The following is a 23,921-nucleotide window of genomic DNA, read 5'->3' as shown; positions in this document are numbered from 1 at the left end:
GGTTTGGATGTTTTCACTATTTGGGAATAGTAAGGTGGGCGAAACAATTGCCCATTTCCAAATAGAGAGAGGTTCATGTACCATGTCACTTAACAGCATCTTAACTGAGTTTAAGCAATTAAAAAGTGAAACCATGCCAGTCGACATGCTTGATGAAAAATACGCCGAGTTAATGATTGAAATGGAACAAACTTATAAAATACCCGACGTCATTACGAATGAGTGGGAAGAAAAAAATAAACCCGTTAGCACGGTGTATCGATTAATCGCCAGCAGCCGTTTGATGGACACCTGAAATAACCCCTGTCTCAATGGAGATGGGGGTTGTTTTTTGTGTGTGAATAGAAGAGGGGATTCGTTCGCAGCATTTTGGTCGAGGTTCGTAAGATTAATCGCTATGTTCGCAAGATAAATGATCAGGTTCACAAGATATTGAGTCATGTTCGTAAAATGTAAGCGGACCTTCATAAAATAGTGACAAATTACCCATCACATTCAACGCGTCTCCAGGGATCTTTGACGCGGATAATATCCCCGCTTTTATCCTCTTAAATTCCGCGTCAAATTGAGGTTCGTACGCGGAATTTCGGCCAAGGTTCGTAAGATTAATAGCTATGTTCGCAAGATAAATGATCAGATTCACAAGATATTGAGTCATGTTCGTAAAATGTAAGCGGACCTTCATAAAATAGTGACAAATGAACCATCACATTCAACGATTCTCCAGTGATCTTTGACGCGGATAATATCCCCGCTTTTATCCTCTTAAATTCCGCGTCAAATTGAGGTCTGATAAAGATAGTGTGTTCTAAAATTATTTGAGACAGAAAATATAAAAATGCCTTGTCATTCCATAGACTCTTGTGGTGAGATCTGATATTGAGTGGGTCTGGATTTTATTGTTTTTTAATTCTATAGAAAGAAGAGATTCTAGACTTATCCTAAGGGCCGAAGCGCATCCGCAGACTCCTGTTGCGGAAAGGGTCAGGTGAAACTGTTGCGCGATACACAGCAGTCTGATTGCGCGGCTTCATTCCTATTTCTCCTCCACGAAAATTAAGTTGAGAATTTATTATTAAGGGCTGGATCCATCCGAAGACTCCTGTGACAGGAAGGGACAGGTGAAACACCAGCGTGCGCAGCACGTGGTGGTTCACCGCCCGGTCTTGGAAAAGCGGAGGTGGGCGCTCAGGGACGTACAAACTGGACTGGCCCCGACGGAGATAAAGGAAACACAGCGAACAGAGTGAGCTGATGTTGACTTATCGGACGAGGGGACGGGAAGTTTGCTAGTCCCTGCCCGACATAGCTAGACAAAGGAAAGCGAAGGATGGATCCAGCCCGGTTTATTAAATAAACATCCTACTTCAACACATCACCAAGCGTACTGTAATAATCAGCAATGACACGCAGCCCCTGATCAAAATTCTCTAAATGAAAATGCTCATTTGGCGCATGGAAATTCTCACCCGGAAGCCCAAACCCCATCAAAACAATCGGCTTCTGCAGGATCTGATCAAACGTCGCTACAATCGGAATAGACCCGCCACCGCGAACGTATTGAGTCGGGACACCATAAACACGCTCATAAGACTGACCGGCTGCCTGAATAGCAGGGTGATCGTAAGGTGTCACATATGGCATACCTTTATCAAACGGCGTTACTTTCACCGTTACACCAGGTGGCGTATGTGCTTCAACGTGTTTAGTGAGCAGCTCAACGATTTCATCCGGATCCTGGTGAGGGACGAGACGGCAGGTGATTTTGGCATGAGCTTCGTTTGGCAGAACGGTTTTAATTCCCTCTCCCTCAAAGCCGCCCCACATACCGTTAATTTCAAGCGTCGGACGCGTCCACATCCGCTCTAGGGTAGAGTAACCTTCTTCTCCAAACAGCTCATTTACTTCTAGTTCTTTCATTAATGCTTCATCTGAAAAATTCAGCGCTTCGTATTCTTTCTTTTCCTCATCGGTCAGCGGCTCTACTTTATCGTAAAAGCGGTCTACCTGAATCATTCCGTTTTCATCACGGAAGGAGTCAAGCAGTTTGACGAGTGCGTGAAGGGCGTTCTGGACTGCGCCTCCATAGAGACCTGAGTGAAGATCGCCTTTTGCCCCTTTGACATTAATCTGGATACCCGCGAGCCCGCGAAGCCCGTAACAGATCGCAGGCTGTCCTTTTTCCTGCATGCCTGTGTCAGAAATCACAATCACGTCAGAAGCCAGAAGCTCCTGATTCTTTTCTACAAAATCGGGAAGGTTTACGCTGCCGATCTCCTCTTCACCCTCAATTAAAAACTTGATATTGACTGGAAGGGATCCGTTTTCCTTCAGTAAAGCCTCTACTGCTTTTACGTGCATAAAGGACTGACCTTTATCATCCGTTGCACCGCGCGCATAAATCTTGTTATCGCGGATGGATGGCTGGAATGGCTCTGTCTCCCAAAGGTGCAGCGGGTCAACAGGCTGAACATCGTAATGGCCGTATACAAGAACGGTTGGTGCATTCTCTGCGTGCAGCCAGTCAGCGTAAACGACCGGATGGCCTGCTGTTGGAATCAGCTGGACGTTTTCCAGGCCGATTTTTTTGAAATTGTCTGCAATCCATTCTGCCCCTCTGAGTGTATCCTGCTTATGCTCAGAAAGTGAGCTGACACTTGGGATGGAAAGCCAATCTGTTAATTCAGCCAGATGGCGTTCGCGATTTTCTTTAAAATACTGATCATATGTCGTCATGATACATCCTCCTAAAAAATATTGACATGCCCGGTTGCGTTTGTTATGCTTATCGTTGATCGTTTTACGGGACGGTTGTAAGAAGCGGCATCGCCAGCCGCAACAATTGAATAAAAAGGTCTGGAGTTTCAAGGCCTGAATGAAGCATCTCAACAAGAGCATGCTTAAGCAGTTAGTATCGTTTGACACCGATTTAAGCATTTACCCTCTATTTTCGGGTACGTTGCCCGAAGTCTGCACTTGATCTACGCATCAAATGACTGTTCACTTCTATGGTTCTATCTCACCGAACCCTTTCAGACCAAAAATTCCAGTACACTTTAATGAATGGAACATCCATTTTAAAGTAGTATCTGATTCACACTGGCGCGGTCTCGGAGCCGCAAGGACGAAAGAGAGGTTAGGGCTTTCGTTGTTTTAGGTATTATGTAATGCCGTCCCGTAAGGCAGATCACCAATCCTCTTAACTTTACTCCGATTATCCTCAAATTTCAATTTACCCATCTTAAAAAGATTGTTTTTTCAGACGATGATAGTGGAAATCTGAAACGGATTAGTATACGCTAGTTTTAAACATTTTACATACTGTTTATTATCAGGAGGAATATCGTTGGAATTTATAGCCATAGCTGTCTTGCTTTTCGTCTCGTTCTTTTTATCCGGAAGTGAAACAGCGCTGACTGCTGTTAACAAAATGAAGGTAAAAACCCGTGCAGAACAAGGAGACCGGGCTGCTGAAAAACTGTTACATCAAGTATCAAAGCCGGATCAGATGATCACAACGATTCTGATCGGGAATAACATTGCGAACATTCTGCTTCCGACACTTGTCACGATCATTGCGATTAATTATGACATTGAAGTGGCCCTGGCAACGGGAGTATTAACCGTGACGCTGATTATCTTTGCTGAGGTATTGCCAAAGACAATCGCTGCGACTTTTGCTGACCGGATTGCTTATATTGTGGGACCGGTTATACGGGTTTTAATGAAATTACTTCGCCCGGTTACATGGTTGCTTTCTCAATTTACGAATATCGTGATCCGTATTTTATCCAAAGGCGATATTAAAGAAGCAACGATTACGAAGGAAGAGCTTAGAACAATGGTTGATATTGCTTCAACGGAAGGTACATTTTTAGATGATGAATCACTTCGCATTAAAGGTGTACTCGATTTCCAGCATAAAGACGTCGGTGACGCGATGAAGACGCCGCGTGTAGATATCATCGGTATGCCGCTTGAAACGACATATGAGGAAGCGCGTGATTATGTGATTGATAATCCGTACACGCGATATCCTGTTTATAAAGAAAATATGGATAACATTGTAGGGGTTTTCCACTCGAAACAGGTGATCGAATGGTCACTGGAACCGGACCGTCCATTTTCAGACTTTATGGATGACGATCCTTTGTTCACTGTGGAATCAACATCTATTGAACGCATTTTCAAACGGATGCTTCAGGCTAAAAAGCATTTTGCAATTGTTCTCGATGAATACGGCGGGACACTCGGCATCATCACCCATGAAGATATCATTGAAGCGATGATCGGCCAGGAAATTGCCGATGAAAATGATGATGAAGAAGAAGTATGGATTGATGAGCTGACGGAGAGAACGATTATTTGTCACGGTAAATTGAACATCCATCGTTTAAATGAAGTGTTTAAGACGAAAATTCCGGAAGAACAGGACGTTCTTGCAGGCTTCGTGCTGAAGGAAGTCGGTCACCTGCCTGAAGAGGGCGATGAGTTTGATTACCAGCACTTACGCTTTACTGTTCTCGAAATGGAAAAAAATAAAATTACGAAGGTCCGCATTGAAAAGCGCATGATTGATGGCGTGAAGGATGATGAGGATATTCAATAAATAAAGCGCGGGGCATGTGGTTTCAGACCATATGCCCCGTTTTTATTTGTTGATAAGATAATGACTGAAAAAGTGTCAGAATTTTTAGCGATCCTGAAACTCTTTCGCGCTGCTAAGCGTATAGAAGTAAAATAATGTTTGCGGGGGGATGGGGATGAAGAAGCGAAGAAATTTTGATGCTGATTCGATGATGAAGTATTTATTGACTGCAGGACTTCTGATGATCATCATGGCATTTTTTATACCGGGATTTGTCGTGATCTTGATTCAGGATCTATTGTTTTTTTCTGCTGATCATTGGTCATTTATCAGACCAATGGATGCGTTTTTAGCATTCGGTACAGGAATGGTCATAATCGGTCTTACGCTGATATCGTTTTTATTTACAAAGCTTTATGCGGAAAAGAAGCGTAAAACGTATAGGCTAACAGGTGTACATATTCTCCTTATTGTTTTGACATTGCCTTTGTTTGTGTTTTCAGTTTATCACTATGCCTATTTAAATGAGGACGGGGCACAGGCGAACTCTTTCTGGAGTCTTAGTGAACAAAGCATTGCCTGGGAAGAGGTAGAGGAGGTTACGCGTATTGTGGATGAGGAGTCACTCCGGGTATATTCCTATACATTTTCTTCTGATACCGGGGAAGTGACGATTCCCTATGATCCTACAGACAGAGAAACCGTTCGTGCAATCGGCTTTGTGGTCGATTCATACGGCTGGGAACTGAATGATGTGTTCGGGACAGAGGAGGATGTGCCGTTTTAAATAGAATCGTATAGACGATAAGAATCAGAACACAATTTTCTGAAAATCCAAACTTTATGTGTTGACGAATACCAAGCATTGTTATAGGATTAACGTATTAAAGTGAATAAGCTCTTATCGAGAGTGGTGGAGGGATATGGCCCTGTGAAACCCGGCAACCGCTGACTATGTCAGAAAGGTGCTACATCCATCAGGCGAATGCTGCCTGGAAGATAAGACAGAAGTATTGCGAGTATCTTCTTCTGTCTCAGAAGAAGTTTTTTTGTACCCAAAATCACGTGCGACCGTTTTTAAAGGAGAGTGGAAAAGATGAAATATGGATTTTGGCTTCCGATTTTCGGGGGATGGCTGCGTAACGTAGAAGATGAAAACATGCCGCCAACCTTTGATTATGCAAAAAAGGTCATTCAGTCCGCTGAAAACTGGGGATATGATACGACACTGATTGCTGAATTATATTTAAATGATATAAAGGGACCTGAGCGTGATTCGATTGAAGCGTGGTCTACTGCTGCTGCACTTGCAGCTGTAACAGAAAAAATTGAGATCATGACGGCGATCCGTCCGGGCTTTCATAATCCGGCTGTAGCTGCTAAAATGGCGTCAAATATTGACCATATTTCCAACGGCCGTTTTACGCTGAATGTCGTGTCTGCATGGTGGGCTGAGGAAGCAAAGCAGTACGGCGGCGCATTTACAGAGCATGATGAGCGCTATGAGCGTACGGATGAGTTCCTTCAGATTTTAAAAGGACTTTGGACAGAAGATACATTCAGCTTCAAAGGAAAATTCTATGACATTGAAAATACGAAGCTTGAGCCTAAACCGGTTCAGCGTCCGAATCCGATTCTATATGCAGGCGGTGAGAGCCCCCGTGGTAAGCAATCGATTGTTGAGCACTGTGACTCGTATGTGATGCACGGTGGAACGCTTGAAGAAATCGAAACGAAAATTGCCGACATGAAGACACGCCGCGCTGCAGCAGGAAAAGATCCGTTCGGTTCATTCGGAATGGCCGCGTTTATCATTTGCCGTGATACGGAGGAAGAGGTTCAGGCTGAGCTTGAGCGCATCACAGACGTGAAAGATGTAAGCGGATATGCCGGGTATAATGATTTCGTCAGCAAATCCCAGCTAGAGCAGCAGGTAAAGCTAATGGATTATTCGGTTTCCAACCGCGGACTGCGTCCTAATTTAATTGGGACACCTGAGCAGATTGCTGACCGGATTGTTGCTTATGAAAATGCAGGTCTTGACCTGTTACTGCTTCAATTCTCTCCGCAGCTTGAAGAGATGGAGCGTTTCTCAAAGAAGGTTATGCCACTGGTTGAAGAAAAGCGTAAACTGCTAAAGCAGGTCAATGCGTAACAACTTGAAGGAGTGACAGCATGAGTAAAGTATATGTATTACATGAAAATGATGAGTGGACGGTTCATTTAACGAAGCGTCTTGAAGAATTAGAGGTTCCTTATGAAGTCTGGCATTTAGACGAGGGAATTGTGGATTTAACAGAAGAGCCGCCTGAAGGTGTATTTTACAGCAGAATGAGTGCCTCATCTCATACGCGCGGACACCGTTTCGCACCCGAATTAACAGAGTCGGTCCTAGCCTGGCTTGAGCAGCATGGCCGTCGCGTTCTCAATGGATCGCGTGCTCTTCGTCTTGAAGTCAGTAAAGTGAATCAGTATACAGCGTTGCAATCTCATGGTATCAAGACGCCAAAAACGATTGCCGCAGTTGGAAAAGAGCAGATTATCCAGGCTGCAGAAAAGCTTGGTGAATCCTCTTTTATCACAAAGCACAACCGGGCAGGGAAAGGTCTTGGTGTCCAGCTGTTTCATTCCATTGAAGGTTTAAAGGAATATGTGAATGGTGATGATTTTGAGCTTCCGGTAGACGGCATTACACTGATTCAAGAGTATATTGAAGCACCTGAGCCGTATATCACGCGCTGTGAGTTTGTCGGCGGGAAATTTATCTACGCTGTCAGAGTGGATACGTCAGAAGGCTTTGAGCTTTGCCCGGCTGACGCCTGCCAGATCGGGGATTTATTCTGTCCGGTAGGGGAAGAAGTTGAAGAAAAACCTAAGTTTCAGGTTGTGGAGAATTTTGAGGATCCACTTATCCTTCAGCTTGAAACATTCCTTGAGAAAAACGACATTGCCGTGGCAGGCATCGAGTTTATCAAGGATAAGAATGGACAGATTTATGTATATGATATCAACACAAACACGAATTACAATGCTGATGCTGAGGCGAAGCATGGTAAGTTCGGTATGCTTGAGCTTGCGAATCATCTGAAGCAGGAGCTTGCAAAGGTTGCTCCGGTTGTAAATGCATAATAAATAGAGACCCCTGTCCTTTGGATGGGGGTTTTCTTATTGCGAGCGGTTGTGGCGGTGTAGGCCAAATATCACTGAACTGACAAATTCCGTGAGAAGCTGACAAACTTGTGGTGTGAGCTCACGAATTGCGGTGGTAAGCTGACGAATTCAGCGAATAACCTCACGAACTCCCATTACAACCTCACAATGTTCAAGTGCGTGCCATGCTCGAATATAAATAAGTTCAATTAGTGGTATGATTTCGCAAGAATAAAAAATATTAAATCAATTTTTTTTGATTTAATAATTGACGATTTGTTTTAGGAAGGGTATGCTTTATATATCAAGTAAATTTGATTAAAGGAGCTGCTGATCATGACCATGGTCGAATTGTTACCAACTACGGATACTTTTAAATTATATGAAAAAAAATTCAAAGCGCTTTCTGATCACAAGCGTCTGGAGATCATGCATTTAATTCAAAAGCATCAATCGTTGTGCGTATGTGATCTGGCTGAACACATTGCAATGCCTCAATCTAAATTGTCTTATCATTTAAAACAACTGCTGGATGCCGGTTTTTTGAATGTTGAGAAGAAGGGAACGTGGAACTATTATTCGATTCGGAATGAGGGAGTAAATGAAGTTTTATCGCCGGCATTATGCTGTTTGTTCCGAAATGAAGATTCAGCGTGTTAGCCTCTCTGAACGGGAGGCTCCTCATTTCGTTAATATATCAAAAAAATTTGATTTAAGGGGTGTATGGTTGTGTTTGAAACGTTCTTATGGATTGCTCTTGAGTTAACGGTTTTGTTTGTCTTTCTATCTTTCCTATTATCCATTTTGCAGAGCTGGATTCCGTATGAGAGGATAGAGCGTTATTTAAAAATTCGATCAAAATGGAAGGCTGGGGGTTTTGCACTCATTTTTGCATTTATTACGCCTTTCTGTTCCTGTTCAACGATCCCAGTCGTCGTAAACATGCTGAAAAACCGGGTGCCATTTGGTTTGACGATGGTGTTTTTGTTTTCATCACCGCTGCTTGATCCAACCATTCTTACGGTCATGGGTGTCATCCTGGGGTGGGAAGTTACCGTTGTTTATACAGTGATCACGGCAGTATTTTCTGTCATCCTTGGTTTTGCACTTGAGAAATTCGGTTTCGAAAAATATGTAAAGCCGGTGATTCTTGAAGGATATAGTCCAAACGTAAAGGCAGGGTGGAACGTTATAGGTGCGTTGGCGGAAACAGGAAAAATGATGAAATCGGTATTTCCATTCTTGATAATCGGTGCTGCCATTGGAGCAGGGATACATGGACTTGTTCCAGCGGATTGGATTGCAGCTAATTTTGGACACGGGGCATGGTGGTTGATTCCGGCTGCGGCAGTGCTCGGAATCCCACTCTATATCCGTCTTTCCAGTATGATCCCAATTTCACAGGTTCTTCTGTTAAAAGGGATGGCATTGGGCCCCATTATGGCATTATTGATCAGTTCTGCCGGTGCAAGCCTGCCTGAGGTTGTATTGCTTAAATCTATATTCCGAATACAACTGGTCGCTGTTTTTATCTTATCTGTTTTATCTATGGCTTCTTTATCAGGTTTTATTTTTTACCTGATTTGAACAGTGATATCTTAATAAGGAGGTGAACGTACATGCTGAAAAAACTGCTTTCATTATTTAAAACAGAGAAAAAACAAACGTGTTGCGAAGTGAAAATCGTTGAAGTGAAAAAGTAAAAGATACAACCATTTGTCTCATTTACAAAATCTCAATCTCCGTAACACATCCGTAAACGATTTCGAGGATTATATTGCGGAATTGCCGGGTATAAATTGCTAATGAACGGGGTCATGATAGTGATGAGGTGAGACAACATGTTCAAAAAATGGTTATTAAAAAAGAAAAAAGATCAGGATAAATCATCCAGACAATTGAAGGTGCTGGAGATGAGAGAAATAAAGGTCAATTAATATAAAAAAGACGTCCGCAAATTATTAAATGAGGACGTCTTTTTTATATTAATGTGTATTGCTTGTGATCACGACTCCTCTGCCGTCCGGCGTGTCCTGGACATCGAGTGTGATATTTTCGGCTACGAAAAGGATCTGAGGGTCAATCGCTACTTTGATGCTGTTGATTTCCCAGACGATATCGTTTTCCTCAGGAGGGTCGATCCCGAGACCGAGATCAGGGGTACCGTCCCCCTGTCCCGCAAAATAAATACGGACATTATCGTTATCGTACCGGTCGAATAGTTCGAGCAGCGCTTGTTTGGCTGTATCGGTAATCACCATCTATATTCACTCCTTTTTTATTCAATTCCACAAGGAGGCGGTTCACACCTTCTTCACCATCATAATCCTGCACGAACATTCCGTAAAGGTCAAATGCTTTGCAGCTGCTTATCTACCTGTTTCAGCAAATGTCTTGATACGTTCACCGATTTCATCACGTACGCGCTGGAAGAATGCCCATTTTTCCTCTTCAGTACCCTCTGCTTTCGCAGGATCATCGAAGCCCCAGTGCTCACGTTTTACATGGGGAGGTGTAACCGGACAGTGGTCTGCAGCATGGCCGCATAACGTAACGACTAAATCTGCGTTATTCAGAATTTCAGGATCGATGGTATCAGAAGTCTGATTAGAAATATCAATATCGGCTTCTTTCATCGCTTTTACTGCATTAGGGTTCAGCCCGTGTGCTTCAAGTCCTGCACTCAGTACGTTCCACTCATCACTTAAAAATTTCTTTCCCCAACCTTCAGCCATCTGGCTTCTGCAGGAGTTTCCAGTACAAAGAAAATATAGTGTTTTTTTAGACATATCAATCTCTCCTTAAATAAATTTTTTTTACAGAATAATTAATAACCATACATAAAGGCCGAAAAGAGTAATGAATAGCGTTGGGATTGTCAGAATGATGCCGACTTTAAAATAGTATCCCCAGCTGATCGTAAAGCCTTTTTTACTTAATACATGCAACCATAATAAGGTAGCGAGTGAACCGATTGGTGTAATTTTTGGGCCAAGATCTGATCCAATCACGTTCGCATAAATAAGTGCTTCACGAATGGCTCCGGTTGTAGCGGTTTCCTGAATAGCCAGCGCATCAATCATAACGGTCGGCATGTTATTCATAATCGATGAAAGAAAGGCTGCAATAAAACCCATTCCCATCGTGGCTGCCAGCAGTCCGTGATCCGCAGTTGCATCCAGCACATCAGCGAGCAGTGTAGTCAGGCCGGCATTTCGAAGACCATACACAACGACATACATCCCAATAGAGAAAAAGACGATGGCCCATGGTGCATCCTTGACAACTGTTTTTGTATGAACGGCTGGGCTCTTCCGTGCAATCAGCAGGAAAATAATCGCGATGATTCCCGCGATTATAGAAACCGGAATGCCGGTAAATTCACTTGCGAAATAACCAATCAAAAGGACAGCAAGCACAACCCATGAAAGACGGAACATCTTTGGATCTTTCAGTGCTTCGTGTGGCTGTCGAAGCTGGCTCATATTATAATTTTCCGGGATGCTTTTACGGAAAAACAGCCAGAGAACGAGTAAGCTTGCGCCGATACTGAAGAAGTTAGGGATAATCATACGGCTCGCATACTCAGCAAATCCAATGCCAAACACGTCAGCTGATACGATATTCACAAGGTTACTGACGATCAGCGGCAGGGAAGCTGTATCCGCAATAAATCCGCTGGCCATAATGAATGGAAGGATCATGGCCTCTTTGAAATTCAGGTTACGCACCATTGCAAGAACAATCGGTGTTAAAATCAAAGCCGCTCCGTCATTGGCGAAAAATGCTGCAACGACTGCACCAAGAAGGGTCACGTAAATAAACATTTTGATCCCGCTGCCCTTTGCGAAACGGGCCATATGAAGAGCAGACCATTCGAAAAATCCAATCTCATCTAATATGAGAGAGATAATAATAAGGGCAACGAATGTCAGGGTGGCATTCCAAACGATAGAGGTCACATCAACGACATCCTGCATGGAAACGACCCCAATCAGTAAAGCGATAATGGCGCCTCCGCAGGCAGACCATCCGATACCAAGTCCCTTAGGCTGCCAGATGACAAGCGTCAGGGTGATCAGGAAAATAAGAATTGCTAAAAAAATATCCATGAATTAAACTCCTTCAATTTAGTTACAGGATACACGTTTTCCTTTTTGAATCAATTCATCTAAATGATGATCCTGATCAGGAAGCTGTGCTAAAACACTTTGAATGATGGAATAGCCTTCAAATTGCTCATTCAGCGAATAAACAATCCACTGACCCCGTCGCTGTTCCTTAATCATTCCGATATCTTTCATTTTGCGCACATGCTGACTGACAGAAGGCTGACTCATTTGAAAGATTTCAACGAACTCACATACGCAGCAATCATGATCAGCCAGGATTCGCAGCATCGTTAATCGGGTTTTATCACCCATCAGTTTTAAAGCGGCCGAAGCCTTTTCGATCGAAATTGCATCCTGTGCAAGCATACTCATCACCTCAATCCATTATTCTTTGTTTCCGGTGATTAGTATATAGGCATATGCTTATATGCGCAACCGCAAAAATTGATTTTTTACAAAAAGTTAATGATCACCGATTTTTAGTCATATCAGATGAGGGTTGCGTCATCGTAACGGACAATCCGTTTCTTTTTTTAATTGAATGTGCGATAGTAATACCAATGATAGACAGGAGAGGAAGATGACAGATGGAAGGTTTTCCGCTTTTTAGTACGTCCCTTTTCATAAGTGTAATTTCGATTGCCGTGCTTGTAACAGGTATCATGTATATTGCATCAAAAGCAAAGAAGTAACAGGAGGCATAAATAGGTGAATCAGACAATTGGTTTTATCGGTTGCGGTAAAATGGCTCAGGCAATGATTGGCGGGATGATCAGATCCAACACGATATCCGCAACAAATATTTTAGCAAGTGCTCTTACGCATGAAACGCGTGCGAAAGTATCGAATTTATTTGGCATAGAAGTCACGGATTCTAATAAAGAGGTAGCAGAAAGAGCAGATGTACTGTTTTTAGGGGTTGCGCCTAACCTTCACAAAGCCGTTCTGACAGAAGTAACAGACAGTTTAAAAGCACATACGCTAGTCATTACAATGGCAGCAGGGTTAACAACGGAGGATACTGTTTCATTTGCAGGCAAACCTTTAAAAGTAATCCGGACGATGCCAAACACGCCGTCACTTGCCGGTGAAGGAATGACAGCTATCAGTGTGAACGGACTTGTTGAAGATCATGAACTGAAGCAGGTACAGGATTTATTTCATTCGTTTGGTAAAACGGAAGTGATCTCTGAAGAATTGATGGACTCCATCCCTGCAATCAGCGGTTCATCTCCGGCCTATGTGTATATGATGATTGAAGCGATGGCTGATGGAGGGGTGCGTCAGGGATTAAAGCGCGATCAGGCGTATCGTTTAGCTGCACAGGCAGTCCTCGGTGCAGCCAAAATGGTCCTTGAAACCGGAAAGCATCCGGGTGAATTAAAGGATCAGGTAACATCACCAGGTGGAGCAACCGTTGCAGCAGTCGAAACGCTGGAAAGAGGAAGGTTCAGAGGTGCTGTACTCGAAGCAATGGAAAGCTGTACAGCGAGGGTAATCGAGTTGGGAAAAGATAAATAAAATTTTCAACAGGTATGCCATTAGGTATGCCTTTTTTCTTGGTTTTTCACTCGATTCAGGAGAAAAGTGACCGATAATAGAAATAGAAATCAAATGATTGAGAATGTACTTATTATTTTATGCTAAAATACATGAATAAAGAACTACACTTGTGGTGTCCGGGAGTGAATGACATGGTCGAATCCGAGTACAGACTCGCTTTAATATTATCACTGTTTTTCGTTATTGCTCTCTTTCTGCTGTCTTATCAGCATTTTAAAGTAAGGGGTGGCCGGGCATTTGCCATAATGACGATCCTGATTTCAATTTTATCGATCACCTCTATCGCTGAATTGTTAGCAAATAACTTAACCGATAAGCTCTTCTGGAGGAATATACAGCAAATTCCCCTTTATTTTGTTCCGATTACGCTATTTTATATTATGTCAGCATTTCTGAAACGGGACCCTAAAAAAACAATCAGGCTTGTAACGCTATTTTCTGTTTTTGCTTCAGTTTACGTTCTGTTGATTTTAACAGATCCTGTCCATCAGTTGATGAGACACGATGTGTACTTAGTTGAAACTGGAGAACTGATGAGGGTTGGTGTAGATGCTACTGAGCTGAACAGATTATTCTCATCCGGTTTGACGCTGCTTACTTTTTATCTTGCCTTAACCATGCTGTTTAAATCTATACAGGCGAGAAGATCGACAAAGGTTCAGCACTGGCTGATTTTTACTGCAATTGTTCTCCCGTTGATTCATGGAATTGGAACGATTTTTATGGATGCGTTTGATAATACACCATATGCAGTCTCTTTTTCAGGTGGTGCACTTGCCTTATTTTATGGGCTCTTTCGTTACCGGCTGATGGAAATCTGGCCGGCTGCAAGTCATCTTCTTTATGAACACTTGAATGATGGAATATTAGTGACTGACGGAAATGGTGAAATTATTCAAGTGAATCAGCGGATGAAAAGATATCTTACGCCTTTTATAACGGATATGAAACAAGCCTCTTCAGGTGATGAAATCATGAGATATTTCAGCCGTGATCATACGCTGAACAGGATGCTGGATGCTGGAGAACGGGCTTCGGAACAAATTGAGTCTGATGATCATCACCATCTGACAGTAGAGAAGCTTCCGATCATTGAGCGAAATGACAAGCTTGGATATCTTTGGATTGTTAAAGATATTACAGATCAGTTTTTGAAGGAAGAATTTTTATGGAAAAAAGCAACAGAAGATTCTTTGACCGGACTTTATAACCGCCAGTTCTTTTTTGAACAGGTGGAGGAAAAGATCGCATCAGCTGAATTAGACCAATATTGTCTCCTCCTGCTGGATATCGATTTTTTCAAAAAGGTAAATGATCAGTATGGTCATTTTACCGGGGACCGTGTTCTTGAGGGCTTTGCGGAATTGATGAGAACAACTGCCGGATCGGAAGGATTTGCCGGAAGGATTGGCGGAGAAGAGTTTGCCGTATTTATTCCGGATGCTGCAGCGTCTTCTGGTGGCCGGATCGGGGATCACATTATGAAAGAAATGCGGGAGAAGCCGTTTGAGGATGAAAAGGGGCGGATTTTTTATTGTACGGTTAGTATTGGTGGAGTGGTGACAAATTCGATATCGAATATTGATCAGCTTTATCAGATGTGTGACCGGAATTTGTATGAGTCTAAGAACAATGGGCGTGACCGGATGACGCTGGAGTTTAAGGAAGCGAAGAAGGTAGTGGATAAGAAAGCTTAAGGTATATAAAACCGTGGTGAGACCATCCTCCGCTCCGTGGCGAGAGTAATGTTTGGACAAATAAAAACATGCCTGGATTCGATATGAATCCAGGCACGTTTTTTTTATGCGTTTACTTTTTCGCTCCACTCTTCCACGTTCCATGTGGTGGTTGCCCAGTCTTCGTAGAAGTCGGGCTCGTGGCAGACGAGGACGATGGTTCCTTTATAGGCTTTCATCGCTTTTTTTAATTCTTCTTTTGCTGTGATGTCGAGGTGGTTGGTTGGCTCGTCGAATAGCAGCCAGTTACTCTCGTGCATCATCAGTTTGCACAGGCGGACTTTCGCCTGTTCGCCACCGCTCAGCTGGTTCATCGGGCGGGAGATGTGTTCATTTTTCAGTCCGCAGCGTGCGAGTGCAGCGCGTACCTGATGCTGATCCATACCCGGGAATTCAGTCCAGACGTCTTCGATCGGCGTGATGTTTTTTGCTTTCATTTCCTGTTCAAAATAAGAAGGGAAAAGGAAGTCACCGTGGACAACTTTTCCGCCAAGCGGCTCAAGTTTACCCATAATCGTTTTCAATAGTGTTGATTTTCCAACGCCGTTACATCCGACTACGGCAATCTTCTCTCCACGCTCAATCGTGACATTCAGCTTTGGCAGAAGCGGCTGGTCGTAGCCGATCTCCAGATTTTCAGCCTCGATGACATAGCGGCTGCTTCCGCGTGACTCTTTAAATTCAAACGTTGGCTTCACAGCAGTTTCAGGGCGATCAATACGCTCAATCCGGTCAAGCTGCTTCTGACGGCTTTTCGCACGTCCTGTTGTGGAATAGCGCGCTTTGTTTTTCGCAATAAACTCTTCCTGCTTCTTAATAAAATCCTGCTGTTTCTCATAAGCCTGCAGGTGCTGATTTTTATGCAGTTCCGCAAGCTCTACAAATTTTTCATATGTGGCAGTGTAGCGGTTCATTTTAGCAAATTCGAGATGCAGAATGATGTCTGTTACATCATTCATGAAGTTTGTATCGTGCGAGATTAAAATAAATGCGTGCGGATAGTCCTTCAGATACATCGATAACCAGCGGATATGCTCAACATCAAGGTAGTTTGTCGGCTCATCCAGTAAGAGCACCTTTGGCTTTTCAAGCAATAGCTTAGCCAAAAGCACCTTCGTACGCTGACCACCGCTCAATGCTGATACGTCGCGGTCAAGTCCGATGGCATCGAGACCCAGACCGCGCGCAACCTCTTCGATTTTAATATCCAGCGTATAAAAATCTCCTGCATCCAGCGCGTCCTGAATTTCCGCCATATCCTCAAGCAGCGTCTCCAGCTCTTCCGGTGTGGCATCAGCCATTTTACCGGTGATTTCATTCAGTTCTTCCTCTTTTTTAAATAAAGGAAGATACGCATCGCGAAGTGTATCCCTCATCGTACGTCCGGATTCGAGTTTCGTGTGCTGATCCAGATAACCAAAATGTGTGCCAGGGAGCCATTCTACTTTTCCTTCATCGTGAATCAGCTCTCCAGTCAAAATATTCATAAGAGTGGATTTCCCCACTCCGTTTGCACCGACCAATCCAATATGTTCACCAGCTAAAAGCCGAAACGACACGTCTTTAAAAAGCGTACGGTCACCAAATGAATGACCAAGCTTGCTTACTGTTAATAAACTCATGTAGTGTTCAATCCTCCGAAAGTTAATCTCACTCCATCATAAAGGATGGGAGCGATTCCCGCTAGGAGAAAAAATATTCGAAGACAGAAAAGTTGTGTATGCAACTACTTGTCATTATAATGAAAAGCAGTGCTAAAATGAAAAGAGTGTGCAGTGATGACAGAAAAACTTTACAATACAGCTGGCCGCTGGCTTTCAACGGTCCACCGGTACAGCTATATTTTTTTGAGTAAAACATTTCATGATTACGGGATTAATCAGGGGCAAATTAAGTTTCTGATGATGTTGTTTGAGAAAGAGGGGCTGACGCAGGAAGCGATGGCCAGGGAATTTACAATTGATAAGGCAACGGTTGCCCGCGCGATTCAAAAGCTTGAGGGTGAAGGCTATGTTAGACGCGAACCTCATGAATCGGACAGAAGATCAAATCGCGTCTATTTGACAGAGAAGGCAAAAGCTCTAGAGTCCACCGTGAAAAAAGAGCTTGATCACTGGACAGAGACATTATCAAACGGATTCAGTGAACAGGAGCAATTAGTCGCGATTGATTTACTCAAACGGATGGCTGAAAACGCGATTGAGCGTGTAGAGCGAATGGAAGGAGGAAAAGAACATGAAACAGCAAAGTGCAAGACTCGGAACTGAGAAAATTTCTTCGTTAATGGTCAGGTTCTCGATTCCGGCATTTATCGGAATGTTTGTGATGGCTTTTTATAATATTGCCGATACGTTTTTTATTGCAAGGGGTGTGGGGACTTCCGGAGTTGCCGCGCTGTCGATTGCTTTTCCACTTCAGCTGATCATCACCGCTTTTGCTGCGGCAATCGGGATTGGCGGTTCTTCCATTATTTCAAGAAGGCTAGGCGAAAACAGGCTGGGTGAGGCGAATAAAATTTTCGGGAATGTGATCTGGCTGGTCGGGTTCCTGAGTGTGTTAATGGTCGTTGCCGCACTTGCTTTCCTTGAACCGATTCTGATTACGTTCGGGGCAACGGCTGACATTCTTCCGTATGCGTCTGAATATATGTCGATCATTTTGTACGGCGCGATTTTTCAGGCATTTGCGATGTCGATGAATAATGTGGTCCGCTCGGAAGGTAATGCAAAGATGGCGATGCTGACCATGATTATTTCAGCAGGACTCAATATTATTCTCGACCCGATTTTTATCTTTGCACTTGATATGGGCATGGCCGGTGCTGCCATTGCGACGGTTATTTCTCAGGCAGTCGGTGCGGTCTGGATTTATCTGTACTTCCGTGCTGGGAAAAGCTCTCTTGAGTTTAAGTGGATTGGCCTGCTTCCGGACTGGCGGATTGTGAAGGAGATTGCGCAGATCGGATCTGCTACATTTGTCAGGCAGACTGCCGGGAGCTTAATGTTTATCGCGGTGAACTGGATGCTCGTCATTTACGGCGGTGAATCAGCGGTTGCGATCTTCGGAATTATCAACCGGATTATGATGTTTGCGATCATGCCGATGTTTGGCATTGTTCAGGGAATGCAGCCGATTATTGGATTTAACTATGGGGCGAAGCTGTATCACCGTGTCAGTGATACGCTAAAGTTAGGGATTGCTGTATCAACCGTCCTTGCCATTATGGTATGGGTGGTCACGATGCTGTTCCCGGGTGTGCTGATGAGTGTATTCTCAACAGATCCTGAAGTGATCAGAGGTGGGGAGGAAGCGATGCGTTTTATCTTCCTGATTGTACCGATTATCGGATTTCAGATGGTAACAGGCGGCTTGTATCAGGCACTGGGTAAAGCTAAAATATCGTTCATCCTTTCAATGGCGAGACAGCTTATTTTCCTGATCCCCCTTGTGCTGATTCTGCCAACCTTTTTCGGATTAACAGGTGTATGGCTTGCGTTTCCGATTGCGGACCTGCTCGCATTCATATTATCCATGTATTTCGTGATGCGCGACCGGAAAGAGTTATTTCAGAAGACGCCGGGTTCAGTGAAAATGAGGGAAGCTGGCGTGAATGGATAATCATTGAATGACAACAAAAAGCGTACCTTTGTGGTCAGCTTTTTGTTGTCATTTTTTCAAAAGAATTAGCTTTAAAACCGTGCCGAAAACGTTTTTTTAAGGGTCGCATGGAGTCTACGGATGTTCCCGGCACATTGTAATAAAGCGCCTTTATTTATCTATTCCTCAATCATAATCCCTTCTCAGCAGTACCTCTTTTGGAACATCTGTCCCGCGGGCGCCGCGTACATCGGTTTCTCCGGTTTCTGTCGGATAAAAGATAATAAAGCTTTCCGGATTGGCCACAGCAAGACGGCCTGGGAGTTGATCGAGCTCTGGGTGCCAGGCGATCGTTCCTTTTCGTGCGCTCATGACGATGACGAGGTCATTTTTGCGTAACGATTCGACAGGCTGGTTGTACAGTTCCTGCCAGGATTTCAGGCGGTGAATATAAGTGTTCACATCCGGCTTAATAGAGCTCAGGATCTTTTCATAAGGTTCAGTCTGGTCACGGATGATCAAGACTTCAAGCACTGTATTTAATAAAGATGCCATCCCTTTTACGATTCTGATCGCATCCGTGAAACCTGGTTTACGGTCTGAGCCATTCGGGATTAACAGTACGATTCGATCGGTTGTATTAAGCGGATGACCAAGCTTGACGATCATGGCGCGCTCGTTCGTATGGTCAAGAAAGTTATCAATGACGCTTCCAAACAGCTTCGTCTTGGTTGATTTCTGGCCGTTCCATCCGGCGATCACGGTTGTGATACGTTCCTCTGCTACGGCACGCTCAATACCTCTTCCGGGATTCCGGTCCACTTTAATCAGTGAGCGGGCAGGAATTTCAGCACCGGCTGCATAACCGATGGCTTGAGTGAGCATTTTTTCAGCACCGGCAACTGCGTTTTCGACCGATTTAACATCACGCTGTACGACACTGAGTGGATAGATCGGTTCTTCGGACGCTTTTGCTTTTCTCACGACAAAGCTCAGATCAAGCAGTGTGTTCGTTGTTTTCGGATTGGCAACAGGGATCAGGATCCGTTCCGGACGGTCATCCTGAACAGAAGCCTCACCCATTTCCTCCGTTTCTGCTAGCTTCCGACCGAATTTTTCAGTGAAATAAGGGCCGGCAATACACGTTAATAAAATCATGACGATCACGGCGTTCACTGTTGCAACATTCAGCAGGCCGAGGTCGAATCCAACAAGTGTGGCAGCAAGTGTGGCAGCTGCCTGTGGAATGGTCAGGCCGATGATCACGAGATTTTCGTTACGGTTGTAACCGTAGATCTTACTTGTGATCATACTTGCGATCGATTTACCGATTAAAACAGAACCCAATACGACTGCAAGCATCACCCAGGCTTCTGCACTTGAAAATAGCACAGATACATCCATCAGCATCCCGACCGATAACAGGAAGAACGGGATGAATAAGGCATTTCCTGTAAAACGGATCCGGTTCATTAAAGTACCGTGATCGTAAATGTAGCGGTTCAGGGCAAGACCTGCGAGGAAGGCCCCGATGATTGGTTCCAGTCCGGCAAGAAGCGCAAGAGCACCGGCGACAAACATGACTGTTAAGACGAAGTTAAATTCCATTTGTCCGTCGTTGCTGGAGTTGCGGAAGAACCATTTTGCCATCAGTGGCGCACCAACCATAACAATCAACGCGAAAATGACCGTGGAAATGATCAGCCTCATCCAGAACTCAGCGCTCGTATCTCCGCCTGCAAGACCAACGACTCCGGCTAGGATCAGCATGGCGAATGTATCCGTCATCAGCGTTCCGCCAATAGCTGTTGTGACCGCTTTGTTTTTGGCAATACCAAGTCTTGAAGCAATCGGGTAGGCGAGCAGTGTATGGGAACCGACAATGGATCCTAATAGAATCGCAGCACTCAGACTGAAATCAAGGTACAGGGCAAGTGCGGTCCCGAAAACCATCGGAATGAAAAAGGACATCAGGCCGAAGCCAATACTTCGCGTCCTGTACTTTTTAAACCCGTCAATATCGAGTTCAAGACCGGCAATGAAAATGATAAAGAGTAATCCAACAGAACCGAGTAGCTGAATGGTTTCTCCTCTTTCAAGCAGGCCGATTCCGCTTGGACCGACAATGACGCCGGCGAGGATGGGTCCAATAATTCCCGGAATCCTCAGCTTACTCATAATAAATGGTGAAATAAGAAAGATTAAAACAGCCAGTCCAAAGACAAGAACGGGCTCCTGAAATGGAAGAGTCATCGTTTTATCCTGCTTTCTGTTAGGTGTAATAAGATTTACTATATCACAGCTTGTAAAGACAAGTGTGAATGAAAAAACCCGCCTATGTAAATGGCGGGTAAAGCGTTTAATCCTCCAGCTTTCTTAATTCAGAAAGCTCTTCTTCAATGGCTGTTAACCTTTTTTCTGCAGAAGTTACATCACGGCCCACAGACTCAAGTTTTTCAAGATCATCCTGCGCCCGGATATATTCCATTTTCAACTCAGCAATCCGGTTACTTATATCAGAATTAGTCATAACAGAAATCCTCCAGCCCCATCAAATTTTGTCGTTGCATTAACCCCAGTTTACCAAAATAAACCGAGATGAATCAAAAGTATAGAGTAGGTCAATCGGATTAAGGGTATAGGATAAAGTGTTTTCAGAAAATTAAGAGGATTTAAGTCATAATTTGTTGAATGTACTACATAAATTCATTGATCAGGGAGGAAAAGCAATGTTCAAACCGTATCAGTCAAATCATTTTTTTGATGAAATGTTAGAACAGGATGGTACAACGCGCAGCCATTATCAGGGATTTCACTCCATCATGAATCAATTTACGGAAGAGGAACTCCGTGAGAAACATGAAACGGCCCAGTTAAGCTTTCTGCGTCAAGGGATTACCTTTACGGTTTACAGCGACAATGTCGGAACGGAACGGACGATGCCGTTTGATTTTATTCCGATCATTATGCCGCCTGAGACGTGGAACATGATTGAAAAGGGTATGAAGCAGCGGGTAGAGGCTTTGAATATTTTTTTAGAAGATATTTATAACGATGGTGCGATTATCCGGGATGGGGTCATACCGCGTGAATTGATCGAACAAAACCCGAATTATTTTAAAAAGGAAATCGGCGGGGTGAAAATTCCGCTTCATAATCATATTTTTCTTGCCGGTATTGATTTAATCCGTGATCAGCAAGGAACATACAGAGTGCTTGAAGATAATCTGCGTAACCCTTCCGGCATGTCTTATGTTTATCAGAATCGCTACGTAATGAGACAGGTGTATCCTGAATTTTTCAATCGACATAGTATTCATTCGCTTGAGCACCAGTTGTCCAACATGCATGAAGCTGTCCTTGATCACTGCCCGGTGAATTGCGAACATCCTCCAAGAGCAGTTCTTCTGACACCTGGTATGTATAACTCTGCATACTATGACCACTTGTTTCTTGCCCAGCAGATGGGGATTGAGCTTGTTGAAGGTCGGGATCTTCATGTGAGGGACGACGTGGTGTATATGAAGACGATCCGCGGCATGCAGCGTGTCGATATCATTTACCGCCGGATTGATGATGATTTCCTTGATCCGAAAGTGTTCAGAAAAGATTCAGCGCTTGGAGTGCCAGGCCTGCTGGAAGCTTACCGCAAAGGGAATGTTGCGATCCTGAATGGGATTGGAAACGGGGTAGCGGACGACAAAGCCATGTATGCCTTTGTTCCGGAAATGATCCGTTATTATTTAAATGAAGAACCGATTATTCCAAATGTTGATACGTATTTTATGAGAAACATTGAGCAGCGGAAATGGGCGCTTGAGAATCTTGATCAGCTTGTTGTGAAAAACGTGGGGGCATCCGGTGGTTATGATATGCTGATCGGACCGCATGCAACGAATGAAGAGATCGCCCGTTTTAAGAAAAAAATTGAAGAAGAACCACATCAGTATATCGCCCAGCCAACGATTCAGCTTTCACGCGCCCCATCTTTCCAGGACGGCCGTTTTTATCCTTGCCATGTTGACCTTCGTGTATTTGTCATGAGAGGAAAGCAGACGCATGTGCTTCCGGGTGGATTGTCGCGTGTAGCACTGAAGGAAGGATCTCTTGTCGTGAACTCCTCTCAGGGTGGCGGCGGGAAGGATACGTGGGTGCTTAAGAAAGGGGATGAACAGTATGCTCAGCAGAGTCGCTGATTCGCTTTACTGGATGTCGAGAAACATTGAGCGGGCTGAAAACAATGCACGCGTGCTCGGTGTCCAGCTGATTCAAATGCTTGAAGCCTCATCTGAAGAGACGCTGGCCCGTCACGATTGGGAGACGGTCCTTGAAATCTGCGGATCCAATGATCAGTTCAATGAGCTGTACCCGAATATGAGTACAAATCATCTGATTGAATATCTGGCTTTTTCAGAGAACAACGCTAATTCTATTTTGAATTGCATCCGTTATGCACGGGAAAATGCCCGTACAACACGTGATATCATTCCGAATGATTTATTTGAAGTATGGAATAATCTTTACCTTGATACACAGGAAATGAACATCAGGGAAGGATCACTGAGGGATGTGAAAACGTTTCTTGAGCGGGTAAAAGTCGCGTCACTGACCTCTCAGGGGATCGTTGATTCGATGATGACAAGAGGTGTTCCATACCGGTTTTTTAATATTGCTAAATGGCTGGAGCGTGCTGAGAAAACGGCACGGATTTTGAATATACTAAATGAACGCTCAGCAGAAGATATGAACAAAGCAGAGGGAACGAATTATTATTATTGGAGATCGGCTTTGCAGCTGGTTAACGGATATGAGGAATATCTGAAAAAATATCCGCCACGTATGAATGAAAAAGATGTTTTAACGTTTATGATCTCAGACTATGCCTTTCCGAGATCGATCCAGTATTGTATGGATCACATAAGGGAATCCATTATTTCGCTTGAAGGCGGTAAGGTGTCCCATTATTCGTGGAGGATCTACGCAGCGCTTGACTCGTTAATCGATGAGTTTGATGAGCACAAAATCCGCTCATTAAAAGAAGATGGAATCAGCGCGTTTCTTGACGATTTTCAAAACCGCTGTAACGACATCAGCCAGATTTTCTCTGAAACGTATTACCTTGTTGACCCGGCTGTTGTCCCTTGAAAGAATCCTGTACTTAATGAACAGTCATCC

At 43.9% G+C, this 23,921-nt stretch carries 21 protein-coding genes and 1 riboswitch; of the genes, 13 read left to right on the top strand and 8 right to left on the bottom strand.

Translation table 11 applies throughout. The features are described from left to right. Positions 1–34 precede the first annotated feature (34 nt). Positions 35–295 carry a hypothetical protein gene (locus tag H7968_RS02095; protein ID WP_227394591.1) on the top strand — a complete coding sequence of 87 codons (261 nt, stop codon included), beginning with the start codon at positions 35–37 and terminating at the stop codon, positions 293–295. Positions 296–1,362: 1,067 nt separating this feature from the next. Here H7968_RS02095 and H7968_RS02090 read toward each other — a convergent pair. Then, complete coding sequence (locus tag H7968_RS02090) at positions 1,363–2,736, bottom strand: dipeptidase (protein WP_227394590.1); 1,374 nt, start codon at positions 2,734–2,736, stop codon at positions 1,363–1,365. Between the two features lie 610 nt (positions 2,737–3,346). On the opposite strand from H7968_RS02090, the gene H7968_RS02085 reads away from it, so the two are divergent. The 6 genes from H7968_RS02085 to H7968_RS02060 all read left to right on the top strand — a co-directional run bounded on the left by H7968_RS02085 (position 3,347) and on the right by H7968_RS02060 (position 9,325). Further along, complete coding sequence (locus tag H7968_RS02085; RefSeq protein WP_227394589.1) at positions 3,347–4,609, top strand: hemolysin family protein; 1,263 nt, start codon at positions 3,347–3,349, stop codon at positions 4,607–4,609. 154 nt (positions 4,610–4,763) lie between these two features. Next, entirely contained in the window at positions 4,764–5,375 is a 612-nt protein-coding gene (locus H7968_RS02080; RefSeq protein ID WP_227394588.1) for a hypothetical protein, read from the top strand. 111 nt (positions 5,376–5,486) lie between these two features. Next, positions 5,487–5,594: riboswitch (SAM riboswitch) on the top strand. 90 nt (positions 5,595–5,684) lie between these two features. Then, positions 5,685–6,743 carry an LLM class flavin-dependent oxidoreductase gene (locus H7968_RS02075; protein ID WP_134376411.1) on the top strand — a complete coding sequence of 353 codons (1,059 nt, stop codon included), beginning with the start codon at positions 5,685–5,687 and terminating at the stop codon, positions 6,741–6,743. 20 nt (positions 6,744–6,763) lie between these two features. Then, positions 6,764–7,717: an ATP-grasp domain-containing protein gene (locus H7968_RS02070; protein WP_227394587.1), complete on the top strand. Its 954-nt coding sequence runs from the start codon at positions 6,764–6,766 to the stop codon at positions 7,715–7,717. Positions 7,718–8,080: 363 nt separating this feature from the next. Continuing rightward, entirely contained in the window at positions 8,081–8,398 is a 318-nt protein-coding gene (locus tag H7968_RS02065; RefSeq protein ID WP_227395069.1) for an ArsR/SmtB family transcription factor, read from the top strand. Between the two features lie 63 nt (positions 8,399–8,461). Next, on the top strand, positions 8,462–9,325 hold the full coding sequence (locus tag H7968_RS02060; protein ID WP_227394586.1) for a permease: 864 nt from the start codon (positions 8,462–8,464) through the stop codon (positions 9,323–9,325). A 398-nt stretch (positions 9,326–9,723) separates the two neighbouring features. On the opposite strand, the gene H7968_RS02055 is transcribed toward H7968_RS02060, so the two are convergent. From H7968_RS02055 to H7968_RS02040, 4 genes are all read right to left on the bottom strand, one after another. After that, positions 9,724–9,999: an iron-sulfur cluster assembly accessory protein gene (locus H7968_RS02055; RefSeq protein ID WP_227394585.1), complete on the bottom strand. Its 276-nt coding sequence runs from the start codon at positions 9,997–9,999 to the stop codon at positions 9,724–9,726. Positions 10,000–10,107: 108 nt separating this feature from the next. Continuing rightward, positions 10,108–10,527 carry an arsenate reductase (thioredoxin) gene (gene arsC / locus H7968_RS02050; RefSeq protein WP_227394584.1) on the bottom strand — a complete coding sequence of 140 codons (420 nt, stop codon included), beginning with the start codon at positions 10,525–10,527 and terminating at the stop codon, positions 10,108–10,110. A gap of 27 nt (positions 10,528–10,554) precedes the next feature. Continuing rightward, positions 10,555–11,850, bottom strand: a complete 1,296-nt coding sequence (locus H7968_RS02045; RefSeq protein WP_264476593.1) for an arsenic transporter — start codon at positions 11,848–11,850, stop codon at positions 10,555–10,557. Between the two features lie 18 nt (positions 11,851–11,868). Continuing rightward, positions 11,869–12,216 (bottom strand): ArsR/SmtB family transcription factor, encoded by a 348-nt coding sequence (locus tag H7968_RS02040; RefSeq protein ID WP_227394583.1) that lies wholly within the window; start codon positions 12,214–12,216, stop codon positions 11,869–11,871. Positions 12,217–12,558: 342 nt separating this feature from the next. Here H7968_RS02040 and proC point away from each other — a divergent pair, with 342 nt between their 5' ends. Further along, positions 12,559–13,371: a pyrroline-5-carboxylate reductase gene (gene proC, locus H7968_RS02035; protein ID WP_227394582.1), complete on the top strand. Its 813-nt coding sequence runs from the start codon at positions 12,559–12,561 to the stop codon at positions 13,369–13,371. Positions 13,372–13,544: 173 nt separating this feature from the next. Next, complete coding sequence (locus tag H7968_RS02030; protein WP_227394581.1) at positions 13,545–15,110, top strand: GGDEF domain-containing protein; 1,566 nt, start codon at positions 13,545–13,547, stop codon at positions 15,108–15,110. A 104-nt stretch (positions 15,111–15,214) separates the two neighbouring features. Here H7968_RS02030 and H7968_RS02025 read toward each other — a convergent pair whose 3' ends face one another. Then, entirely contained in the window at positions 15,215–16,771 is a 1,557-nt protein-coding gene (locus H7968_RS02025) for an ABC-F family ATP-binding cassette domain-containing protein (protein ID WP_227394580.1), read from the bottom strand. A 156-nt stretch (positions 16,772–16,927) separates the two neighbouring features. Here H7968_RS02025 and H7968_RS02020 point away from each other — a divergent pair, with 156 nt between their 5' ends. Together H7968_RS02020 and H7968_RS02015 are read left to right on the top strand one after the other, a co-directional pair. Then, positions 16,928–17,416: a MarR family winged helix-turn-helix transcriptional regulator gene (locus H7968_RS02020; protein ID WP_227394579.1), complete on the top strand. Its 489-nt coding sequence runs from the start codon at positions 16,928–16,930 to the stop codon at positions 17,414–17,416. Beyond that, positions 17,385–18,767, top strand: a complete 1,383-nt coding sequence (locus H7968_RS02015; RefSeq protein ID WP_227394578.1) for an MATE family efflux transporter — start codon at positions 17,385–17,387, stop codon at positions 18,765–18,767. The genes H7968_RS02020 and H7968_RS02015 overlap by 32 nt, the downstream gene beginning before the upstream one ends. 165 nt (positions 18,768–18,932) lie before the next feature. Here the strand turns inward: H7968_RS02015 and H7968_RS02010 are convergent, their stop codons facing one another. Both H7968_RS02010 and H7968_RS02005 read right to left on the bottom strand, forming a co-directional pair. Then, positions 18,933–20,999 carry a cation:proton antiporter gene (locus tag H7968_RS02010; RefSeq protein WP_227394577.1) on the bottom strand — a complete coding sequence of 689 codons (2,067 nt, stop codon included), beginning with the start codon at positions 20,997–20,999 and terminating at the stop codon, positions 18,933–18,935. Between the two features lie 106 nt (positions 21,000–21,105). Further along, entirely contained in the window at positions 21,106–21,276 is a 171-nt protein-coding gene (locus H7968_RS02005; RefSeq protein ID WP_227394576.1) for an SE1832 family protein, read from the bottom strand. 199 nt (positions 21,277–21,475) lie between these two features. On the opposite strand from H7968_RS02005, the gene H7968_RS02000 reads away from it, so the two are divergent. Together H7968_RS02000 and H7968_RS01995 are read left to right on the top strand one after the other, a co-directional pair. Next, positions 21,476–22,942 (top strand): circularly permuted type 2 ATP-grasp protein, encoded by a 1,467-nt coding sequence (locus H7968_RS02000; RefSeq protein WP_227394575.1) that lies wholly within the window; start codon positions 21,476–21,478, stop codon positions 22,940–22,942. Next, the gene (locus H7968_RS01995; protein ID WP_227394574.1) at positions 22,923–23,891 is read left to right on the top strand and encodes an alpha-E domain-containing protein; all 969 of its coding nucleotides are present in this window, start codon (positions 22,923–22,925) and stop codon (positions 23,889–23,891) included. Before H7968_RS02000 ends, H7968_RS01995 begins: the two co-directional genes overlap by 20 nt. The last annotated feature ends 30 nt before the right edge of the window (positions 23,892–23,921 follow it).

Origin of the sequence: Jeotgalibacillus aurantiacus (assembly GCF_020595125.1) — a bacterium.
Lineage (GTDB): Bacteria > Bacillota > Bacilli > Bacillales > Jeotgalibacillaceae > Jeotgalibacillus > Jeotgalibacillus aurantiacus.
Note: the sequence above shows the minus strand (reverse complement) of the source record. Positions and strands in the feature narration are given on the sequence as shown.